The organism is Spirochaeta lutea (genome assembly GCF_000758165.1).
In the GTDB taxonomy this organism is placed as follows: Bacteria; Spirochaetota; Spirochaetia; order DSM-27196; family Salinispiraceae; genus Spirochaeta_D; species Spirochaeta_D lutea.
The window spans coordinates 1-4,325 of sequence record NZ_JNUP01000025.1; the positions used below are offsets into that span (position 1 = coordinate 1).

The following is a 4,325-nucleotide window of genomic DNA, read 5'->3' on the forward strand; positions in this document are numbered from 1 at the left end:
TTCTTGGCAAAAACCGCGCCACTTTCGCTCCGCAGGTTAAGCGCGCGTTATATGGATGAAAAATTTGTAATTCACGAAAATATCACCATCTGAATAAAAGAGAGATTATTTTCACTATCTTGAGAGCGATATATTTGAATCGGATATGAGCAATAAAAAATGGGAAATAATAATTATCCAAATTGGAAGGTAGATAATCGATAAGTGACAAAAATTTCAAGGATTTATTCATTAATATATAACAACTACAGAACAGACAATTAACGGATAGAAGGAATAAGGCGGACCGTAAAATGAAAAATATGGTATTGAGCATAATCGCTTTGATTGCATCACTAAGCATTGCCTACGCACAAGATCCAATAAATGAGTTTAATGCCGAAACAATGGCCACAGTAATCAAAACTTCTGGCTTTTTGGATCACTATGAGGAAATTCTCGTTGGCCTAGAAATCACTTCCGATATATCAAAATGGGAGAATATCACTTATAGATCTGGATCTTTAAATACTCCAGCAAATGTAAATGCATTTCATGCATCAGAAGAAGAAAAGCTCTTTGTGGATGCTTTTGAATATGGTGAATATGCATTTCTACTGTTGTACCAAAATATTGACAACTCAAAAATTATTCAGGATTCAATAATTAGATTAATACCAAAGAAAAACTATCGTGTATCAAAGTTTCCAATAGAACATGATGATGGTTATAACTGGGGGACATTTTTGGAATGCATAATCAATCCGGATAATTATTATGAGCCGGAAGTTATCGCCATTTATATAATCAATTTTGAAAAGAAAGAATTTGAAGAAATTGAATATGATAATGTTAAAATTATTAGAGAAATCTGAAATAGAAGTTTACCATATAACACGCGCTTCAACCTGACAAATCCTTTGTCACGGTTTTTGCATTTGCAAAAACACGCGCCAAGCCCTTTGGGCTCGGATTTGCAGGTTAAGCGGTCGTTATCTTGAATTACTGCTTGAAGATATAATTTATTGTGGGATAATAAGAATATGGCCAAAAATACATTGGAAAAATTTGTAATAAAAAATTTATTTAATACATTCGATTATGAAATTTCATTTGAGAATAATCGACTTGTGTTAGTTGGCGAGAATGGTTCAGGAAAAAGTACCTTTGTCTCTATTCTTTATTATTTGTTATCGCTTCAATGGGATAAACTAGATGATTATCCATTCGATAGCTTAGAAATAGTAGTCAATGGTGGAAAAGCAAAATCGGTAAGTAAAAATGATATTTTAAAGTACAATCAGTTTCATAAACGACGGCGATTTCGACGGTTTCCATCTTCTTTGATTAGGCAAGTCGAAACTTCTTTAGAGAATCTTAAATTATCACCAAAGGTCGCATTAAATAATGTAGTAGATTCTTATGAAAATTTAGTAAAAAACACGAATCTCAATATTCCTTTAGAAATATTTCAGGAACTACTTTATGAGTTTATTGATGTTGAACGTGAAGAGGCGACAGTAAAAGTTTCAAATATTATAAAATACATAAAACAATATTTTAGCGATCCAATCATTTTTCTTCCAACATACCGTCGAATTGAAAGAGATATCAAAAAAATCTTCCCTGATTTAGAAAAAGAGATTCGAAGTCACAATGAAGGTACCTTTCCTGCAAAAGAGAAAAGACAGCTTGAACTTGTGGAATTTGGAATGGGTGACGTAAAGAAGTTAATTCATCGAACAACTATGGAACTCGGAATACAGTTTCGAACTGACTTAGAATCTTTAACTGGACAATATTTGAGTAATATTCTCAATAACGAGTATAAGGATGTGAGCATTGAAAAATTTCAAGAATTATCGAAAGATTCATACGAATTAATACTCAATCGCGTCCATGAGTCAATTCTTTCTCCTCATGACAAAAAGAACTTGCAAACCAAAATTGAATCCTTGTCTCAGAGTAATCAACTCATGGATTCTGATAAACTAATCGCTTATTTCCTAATAAAATTAAAAGACTTACATGAGAAACAACAAAATCGGGAATCTCGTATTCGAAAATTCGTTGACCTATGTAATAAGTATTTAGAGGGAAAAAAATTACGGTATAATAATATCGATTTCGAGTTAAAGATAGTCAATAAGGTGAACCAAGAGAGCATATCTTTAGAATCATTGTCATCAGGTGAAAAGCAAATCATTTCTCTGTTTGCGCATTTACTCCTGTCACGCAATACGAATTACTTTCTTATTTTCGACGAACCAGAATTGTCCCTATCAGTACCGTGGCAGAGAACTTTCCTGTTAGATATTTCTGAACTTGAGAACTGTGCAGGTTTAATAGCTGTGACGCATTCACCTTTTATATTCGAGAATAACTTAGAAAAATATGCACATTCAATTAATGAATTTATCACGGTACGGCAATGAATTTATTGGATCAATTGAGAAATGCAAGGGATTCAAAACAAGTTCCCTTTCATGAATACCTAATAAGACACAAACCAAATGACTATCAGCTTCATGCATTTTTTGAAGGCAAAAATGATGAAGGTTTCTATGGGACGATAATTCGTAGGCATGTGGATGGAATAGAGTTTCACTCATACCAATGTGGAAATAAAAAGAAAGTCTACGAGACATTTGAAAAATTAGAGAAATATTTATCAGATAAGCAACTTTTACTATTTTTTGTTGACCAGGATTTTGATCCCTATATCGGAATTGAATATCCACGACATCGGAATATATATACTACAGACAATTATTCCATCGAAAATGAAATTGTCGGAATAGATATGATCGAAAAAGTTTGGGCAGAGATCTTTCATCAGTCTTCTGGATCACAAGAAATGGTGACAATAAATCAACAGTTTACTAATAGTTATAACGAATTTTGTGACTTTTCAAAGGAAATCTCTAGTTGGATTATTTATCATCGAAAAAATGGTGATAAAGCTAATCTTTCTAGTATTAAAATGAAAGATATATTTCAAATTGATGATAACCTTAATATTAAGGTTATAAAAACACTTGATGAAACAATATCTTATCTGGATCAAAAAACCAAAATAGACACTAACATGGCAGACTGGCAAACAGAAAGAACTAAAATTCTTGAATTATTCAAAAATCACCAACCTAAAAAATATATACGAGGAAAATTTGAATTAGACTTTTTCATTATCTTCTTAAATAGACTTCACTCAGTTCTATGTGATATTAAGCCTGAAAAAATACATATAAATTTATCTACTGCTAATGCTATCGATATTTTTGCACCACGTTTGTCTTATCCTGCGAGCCTACAGGCTTTTATTAGAAATCATTTGGAAGGAAGAATAGAAAAATCAAGATAACAATGCGTTCGAGACGGATTCGCCTATTGTCATGAAAATTGCTATTCGCTTTGCTCGGCAATTTTCACGCCAATTACGGCTCACCGCTCAACGCAGTGTTATCTTGATTTATTATTTTTACCGTTGACAAAAACAGAAAGTGACGTACATTATATATATAGACGTCAGGAGTGTGTTATGTCCACCAAACTTACCTTGCGATTAGATGAAGATATTATTGAAAAAGCAAAAATTTATGCTTCAAAAAATAATACCTCACTAAGTTCACTCACTGAACAACTTTACAAAACACTTATTTATAAAAATGAAGAACCAAACATTTCTGATCTAAATGCTCATATTACGTCCAAATACAAAGGAATCATTCATACAACAATCAATGATGACCAAATAAAACAGAAGTATCTTATGGAAAAGCATCTTGTTGATTAAAACATATATCGACTGCAACATTATCATCGACTGGGTAATGGATAGAGAACCATTCTCTTATTACTCAGCTCGTATCATTGAATTAGTAGAAAACCAAAAAATTATTGGAATTGTGTCTCCCCTCACGCTAGCAAATTCTTATTACATTCTAAACAAAACCTTAAATAAAAAAATAGCTGATGAGTTCATCAGTGATTGCTTACAACTGTTTAAAGTTGTTCCGGTCAATGTCCATCACCTACAACAAGCTATCCAAAACAAATATAAAGACTTCGAAGACGATATTCATGCCGCTGTCGCTATTGAAAATAATGTGGATTTCTTAATAACAAGAAATACAAAAGATTTTCATTCAACCAATTTTAAGGTGATTGATGCAGAGGGTTTTATCAATGAATTCAAAAATACAAGATAACAAACGCTTCAACTTGACGCAGCGGTGTCACGGTTTTTGCGGAAAAATGGAAATAGGCTGCGCCTGCACATTCGTGCAATTTATAATTGCAAAAACCGCGCCACTTTTTCGCTGCGCAAGTTAAGCGTGCGTTAT

5 protein-coding genes are annotated in these 4,325 nt (G+C 32.6%); all 5 read left to right on the top strand.

The annotated features are described in order from the left end of the window. Positions 1–302 precede the first annotated feature (302 nt). The 5 genes from DC28_RS03305 to DC28_RS03325 all read left to right on the top strand — a co-directional run bounded on the left by DC28_RS03305 (position 303) and on the right by DC28_RS03325 (position 4,190). Entirely contained in the window at positions 303–854 is a 552-nt protein-coding gene (locus tag DC28_RS03305) for a hypothetical protein (protein ID WP_156104557.1), read from the top strand. A 168-nt stretch (positions 855–1,022) separates the two neighbouring features. Continuing rightward, positions 1,023–2,414, top strand: coding sequence for an AAA family ATPase (locus DC28_RS03310; RefSeq protein WP_037545907.1), 1,392 nt, complete (start codon positions 1,023–1,025; stop codon positions 2,412–2,414). Beyond that, positions 2,411–3,343, top strand: a complete 933-nt coding sequence (locus DC28_RS03315; protein WP_037545909.1) for a DUF4435 domain-containing protein — start codon at positions 2,411–2,413, stop codon at positions 3,341–3,343. The genes DC28_RS03310 and DC28_RS03315 overlap by 4 nt, the downstream gene beginning before the upstream one ends. A 177-nt stretch (positions 3,344–3,520) precedes the next feature. Next, positions 3,521–3,775 carry a DUF6364 family protein gene (locus tag DC28_RS03320; RefSeq protein WP_037545911.1) on the top strand — a complete coding sequence of 85 codons (255 nt, stop codon included), beginning with the start codon at positions 3,521–3,523 and terminating at the stop codon, positions 3,773–3,775. Then, positions 3,768–4,190 (top strand): type II toxin-antitoxin system VapC family toxin, encoded by a 423-nt coding sequence (locus DC28_RS03325; protein ID WP_280938003.1) that lies wholly within the window; start codon positions 3,768–3,770, stop codon positions 4,188–4,190. Before DC28_RS03320 ends, DC28_RS03325 begins: the two co-directional genes overlap by 8 nt. Positions 4,191–4,325 lie beyond the last annotated feature (135 nt).